5 protein-coding genes are annotated in these 5,174 nt (G+C 71.9%); 2 read left to right on the top strand and 3 right to left on the bottom strand.

The window, feature by feature from the left end:
- Positions 1-299: 299 nt before the first annotated feature.
- Positions 300-2,135 carry a DUF8508 domain-containing protein gene (locus FNX44_RS23580; protein ID WP_143650882.1) on the top strand — a complete coding sequence of 612 codons (1,836 nt, stop codon included), beginning with the start codon at positions 300-302 and terminating at the stop codon, positions 2,133-2,135.
- 83 nt (positions 2,136-2,218) lie between these two features.
- Positions 2,219-3,109, top strand: a complete 891-nt coding sequence (dapA, locus tag FNX44_RS23575) for a 4-hydroxy-tetrahydrodipicolinate synthase (protein ID WP_143650880.1) — start codon at positions 2,219-2,221, stop codon at positions 3,107-3,109.
- A gap of 23 nt (positions 3,110-3,132) precedes the next feature.
- On the opposite strand, the gene FNX44_RS23570 is transcribed toward dapA, so the two are convergent.
- The 3 genes from FNX44_RS23570 to FNX44_RS29790 form a co-directional block, all read right to left on the bottom strand.
- Positions 3,133-3,903 carry an EI24 domain-containing protein gene (locus FNX44_RS23570; protein WP_143650879.1) on the bottom strand — a complete coding sequence of 257 codons (771 nt, stop codon included), beginning with the start codon at positions 3,901-3,903 and terminating at the stop codon, positions 3,133-3,135.
- 86 nt (positions 3,904-3,989) lie between these two features.
- Positions 3,990-4,976: a 2,3,4,5-tetrahydropyridine-2,6-dicarboxylate N-succinyltransferase gene (gene dapD / locus FNX44_RS23565; RefSeq protein ID WP_143650877.1), complete on the bottom strand. Its 987-nt coding sequence runs from the start codon at positions 4,974-4,976 to the stop codon at positions 3,990-3,992.
- 64 nt (positions 4,977-5,040) lie between these two features.
- Positions 5,041-5,174 (bottom strand): TetR family transcriptional regulator C-terminal domain-containing protein (locus FNX44_RS29790; protein WP_323369626.1); only part of this gene is annotated, 134 nt, incomplete at its 5' end.

Here is a 5,174-nt window from a genome sequence, read left to right as displayed (position 1 = left end):
GGAGGGTGGGGTGGTCTTCACCGTTCATCTGAAGTCAGGCTCCTCGTCGAGGCACTGGGCTGGTCGGGCGCTGCGGGCACTGAGGGCGCTGAGGCGCTGCCCCAGCCTAGACGGGTCGGCCCCGACTCCGCCCGGTTCACCCGTTCTTCAGCGGTGAGTCTGCTGTCGTCCCTTGACAAGCCCTCTCGGCTCGGCAACCTTTACGCGCGTAGAAACGCGCAAGTAACCAGCCGCGCCGACCGGACCGATCGGCGCGGCTCCCCCACCACCCAGCGCTCAGCCTCCCCCGGAGGGACCCCTTGACCACTCGTCACACAGCCGCCCTGTGCGCGCTCACCGCCGCCGCGCTCACCTCGACCCTGCTCATCGTCAACGCCCAGGCGGCGGCCGGCTCCGACACCGGTCCGGCCGGCGAGGTCCGCATCCACGACATCCAGGGCGACACCCGGACGTCCCCGCTGCTCGGCACCACCGTCGAGGACGTGGCGGGGATCGTCACCGGTGTGCGGACCTACGGTTCGCGGGGCTTCTGGATCCAGAGCGAGCAGCCGGACGACGACCCGTCCACCAGCGAGGGCCTGTTCGTGTTCACCAGTTCCGCGCCGACCGTCAAGGTCGGCGACTCGGTGCTGGTGAGCGGCACGGTCGGCGAGTACCGTCCGGGCGGGCTGAACTCCGCGAACCAGACCATCACTCAGATATCGCGCCCGCAGGTGACCGTCGTCTCCTCCGGCAACGCACTGCCGGAGCCGGTCGTGATCGACGCCGACAAGGTGCCCGACCGCTACGCGCCCAAGGGCGACGAGGACGGCACCATCGAGGGCCGGCGGCTCCAGCCCCACCGCTACGCGCTGGACTTCTGGGAGTCCCTCGAAGGCATGAACGTCCGGATCGGCGACAGCCGGATCGTCGGCCCCAGCACGCAGTACGCGGAGCTGTGGGTCACGGTGAAGCCGAAGGAGAACCCGTCGGCGCGCGGCGGCACGGTCTACGGCTCGCACGGCTCCCCCAACAGCGGCCGGCTGAAGATCGAGAGCCTGACGCCGCTCGCCCAGCAGCCCTTCCCGACCGCCGACGTCGGCGACATCCTGCGTGGCCGCACCGAAGGCCCGCTGGACTACGACGAGTTCGGCGGCTACCACATCGTGGCGCGGGAGCTGGGCACGGTGGAGCGGCGCGATCTGGAGCCCGAGCGGACCAGGCCGCAGCGCCGCAAGGAGTTGGCGGTCGCCACGTACAACGTGGAGAACCTGCACCCGGGCAACCCGCAGGCCAAGTTCGACCGCCTCGCCGAGGGCATCGTGAACAGCCTCGCCTCCCCCGACATCGTGGCGCTGGAGGAGATCCAGGACGACAACGGCCCGAAGGACGACGGCACGGTGGCCGCCGACCAGACGCTGCGGAAGCTCACGGACGCGATCGCGGCGGCCGGCGGTCCCCGGTACCAGTGGCGGGGCATCGACCCGCAGGACAAGGCGGACGGCGGCCAGCCCGGCGGCAACATCCGCAACGTCTTCCTCTTCGACCCGCGCCGCGTCTCGGCGACCGACCGGCCGGGCGGCGACGCCACCACCGCGACGGGCGTGGTGAAGCTGCGCGGCAAGGCGGCGCTCACCCACTCCCCCGGCCGCATCGACCCGGGCAACGCGGCGTGGAACAACAGCCGCAAGCCCCTGGCGATGGAGTTCTCCTTCCGGGGCAAGCCGGTCATCGTGGTCGCCAACCACTTCAACTCCAAGGGCGGCGACCAGCCGCTGCACGGCCGCTTCCAGCCGCCGAACCGCTCCTCGGAGACGCAGCGCCACCTCCAGGCTAAGGCGGTCAACACCTTCGTGAAGGACGTGCTGAGCGTGGAGCGCAAGGCGCGGGTCGTGGTGCTCGGCGACATCAACGACTTCGAGTTCTCCGAGACCACCAAGACCCTCACCGCCGGCGGGGTGCTGCGCAGCGCGGTGTTCTCGCTGCCGAGGAACGACCGCTACACGTACGTCTTCCAGGGCAACTCGCAGGTGCTGGACCAGACGCTGGTCTCCCCGGGCATCAAGCGGTTCGACTACGACATCGTGCACACCAACGCCGAGTTCGCGGACCAGGCCAGCGACCACGACCCGCAGATCCTGCGCTTCGTCCCGTAGAGCCGAGAGCTTAGCGACGCTGAACATTCGACACCGGCACCGCTAAGTGGACATGAACCGGCCGGGGGTTCCAGACTCACCGCATGAGTTCGGGACCCTTCGGCCGGTTGGCGGCCGCGATGATCACTCCGTTCGCCGACGACGGGACGCTGGACCTTGCCGGCGCCCGCCGGCTGGCCGCGCACCTGGTGGACCGGGGCGGCTGCGACGCGCTGGTGGTGAACGGCACCACGGGTGAGTCGGTCGCCACCAGCGACGCCGAGAAGCTGGCGCTGCTGCGGGCGGTGCTCGCGGAGGTAGGCGACCGGGCGAGGGTGACCGCCGGGGTCGGCTCGGCCGACACCCGGCGCACGGTCGAGCTGGCCCGGGCGAGCGAGGACGCCGGCGCCCACGGCCTGCTGGTCGTCACCCCGTACTACTCGCGGCCCACACCGGAGATGGTCGCCCACCACCTGGCGACCGTCGCCGACAACACGGCGCTTCCGGTGCTGCTCTACGACATCCCCGAACGCACCGGTGTCGGCACGGCGTTGACGCCGGAAACGCTGCGCCGGCTGGCCGAGCACCCGAAGGTGGCCGGGGTCAAGGACTGCTCGCACGACCTGCTGGGCGCGGGACGCACGATCGCCGAGACGGGCCTGGCCCTCTACGCCGGGTCCGACGAGGAGATCCTGCCGCTGCGCGCGATCGGCGCGGCCGGCGCGGTGAGCACGGTCGCACACGTCGCAGGCCCGCTGCTGCGGGAGATGCTGGACGCGTTCGACGCCGGGAACGTCGGCACCGCACGGGAACGCCACCAGGCACTGCTCCCGCTGCTGGACGCGATGCGGGCCGTGCCCGGCACGGTGGCCGTCAAGGCGCTCTACGCCGCCGCCGGCCTGCCGGGCGGCCCGGTCCGCGGCCCACTGCTCCCGGCCGGCGCGGACGTCGTCGAACGTCTGGTGACCGCCCTGCGCCGGACGATGAGCGGCTGAGAACACCGCGTGCGGGCCCAGCCTCAGACGCCGGCCGGGGCCCGCTCGTCGGTGACGTTCTCCCCGAACATCTCCCGGGTCAGCAACGTGGCACCGGCCACCGCCCCCGGCATCAGGAACACCGCCGCGAACGGCACCACGAAGCACACCGCGAGCGGCGTCCCGAAGCCCCAGGCCAGCCCGCGCCGGGCCCGCAGCATCGCCAACCGCCGGTGCAGGTCGGCGCCCCGCCGCCGCATCGCGACGGAGGTGAGCTCGACGGTCAGGAAGTAGCCGGAGACCATGAACCCCAGCACCGGCACGACCGTCTGCCCGATGAACGGCACAAAGCCGAGCAGGAAGAGCGGCACGGTGAAAAGCAGCGCCCGGCCGAGCACCCGCGCACTGTCGATCAGGGAGATCCACAGCTCCCGCCACAGCGGCAGCTCCGGGGCGTCGGGGACGGGCCCGGCCTCCTCGTCGACCTTCTCCGACAGCGACTCGTAGAAGGGGTCGCCGATCAGCAGGGTGACGGCGGTGAAGGTGAGCAGCGCGAGCAGCAGCCCGAAGAGGAACAGCAGCAGGGCGAGGCTCACCCGCAGCGCGGCGCGCGGACCGTCACTCCAGTCGGCGGCGAACGGCGTGGCCCAGGCCGCGAAGTCCCCGACGTGGAACGCAAGCGCGACAAGCGCGGCCAGATAGAGAACCAGCGCGATCAGCGCGGGGATCAGACAGAAGGCGTACAGCCTGCCGTGCCCGACCATCCAACGCTGACCACGCGCGAAGTACCGCAACCCGGTGGCGAGATCACCCATGCCGACAATCTAGCGCCGTGCTCAAGGCGCCCGGCCCGGGGCCCGACTTCCCGTGCCCGGGGAGACCCGGGCACGGGAGGAGCGGCTCAGTTGTGGCTGTGCAGGGCCTCGTTGAGGCCGCCCCAGGAGCCGGACCTCGGCAGGGCCTCGACGACGCCGGTGGTGGAGTTCCGGCGGAAGAGGAGGTTCGTGACGCCGGAGAGTTCCAGCGCCTTGACGACCTTGCCGTCGGGCAGCGTGACGCGGGTGCCGGCGGTGACGTACAGGCCCGCCTCGACGATGCAGTCGTCGCCGAGGGAGATGCCGATGCCGGCTTCGGCGCCGAGCAGGCAGCGCTCGCCGAGGGAGATGGTCTGCTTGCCGCCGCCGGAGAGGGTGCCCATGATCGAGGCGCCGCCGCCGATGTCGGAGCCGTCGCCGACGACCACGCCGGCGCTGATGCGGCCCTCGACCATGGAGGTGCCGAGGGTGCCGGCGTTGAAGTTGACAAAGCCCTCGTGCATGACGGTGGTGCCCTCGGCGAGGTGGGCGCCGAGGCGGACGCGGTCGGCGTCGCCGATGCGCACGCCCTTGGGCACGACGTAGTCGGTCATGCGGGGGAACTTGTCGACACTGGTGACCGTGACGTGGCGGCCCTCGGCGCGGGCGGCGAGGCGGACCTGCTCCAGGCTGTCGACGGCGACCGGGCCGAGGCTGGTCCAGGCGACGTTGGCGAGCAGGCCGAAGACGCCGTCGAGGCTGAGGCCGTGCGGCTTCACGAGCCGGTGGCTGATGAGGTGGAGCCGCAGGTAGGCGTCGTGGGCGTCCAGCGGCTTGTCGTCCAGCGACGCGAGCGTCGTGCGGACGGCGATGACCTCCACGCCGCGCAGCGGGTCGTGGCCCAGCGCCTTGGGGGCGGCGTCGCCCAGGAGCTCGGCCGCGCGCTCGGCGGTCAGCCGCTCGGTGCCGGCGGGGCCGGGTTCGGCGGTCAGCTCGGGCGCGGGGAACCAGGTGTCCAGTACGGTCCCGTCGGCGGTGACGGTGGCGAGGCCGGCGGCGACGGCGCCGGTGGTGCGGTGGGTAGCGTCGGTCATGCGAAGAACCTAACGTCCCGGCCCGCCGGGAGGAAAACCGGTCTCAGAGCCCAGACAGGCCGGGTCACAGCTCGGGGCAGCAGCGGGCGAACAGTTCGCGGAGTTCGGTGCGGTCCGCGCGGCGGCCGGTGAGGAGGAGTTGCAGCATGAGGCCGTCGGTGAGTGCGGCGAGCGCCCGGGCGGTGGCCTGTCTCTTAT

Source organism: Streptomyces alkaliterrae, assembly GCF_007097205.2.
GTDB classification, from domain to species: Bacteria; Actinomycetota; Actinomycetes; order Streptomycetales; family Streptomycetaceae; genus Streptomyces; species Streptomyces alkaliterrae.
The sequence above is the reverse complement of the archived record's forward strand: the minus strand, read 5'-3'. Positions and strand labels throughout refer to the sequence as shown.

Excerpts from the sequence above, each read along its gene's own strand:
- dapA (WP_143650880.1), top strand. The coding sequence starts at position 2,219 with ATGAGTTCGGGACCCTTCGGCCGGTTGGCGGCCGCGATGATCACTCCG.
- FNX44_RS23570 (WP_143650879.1), bottom strand. The coding sequence starts at position 3,903 with ATGGGTGATCTCGCCACCGGGTTGCGGTACTTCGCGCGTGGTCAGCGT.
- dapD (WP_143650877.1), bottom strand. The coding sequence starts at position 4,976 with ATGACCGACGCTACCCACCGCACCACCGGCGCCGTCGCCGCCGGCCTC.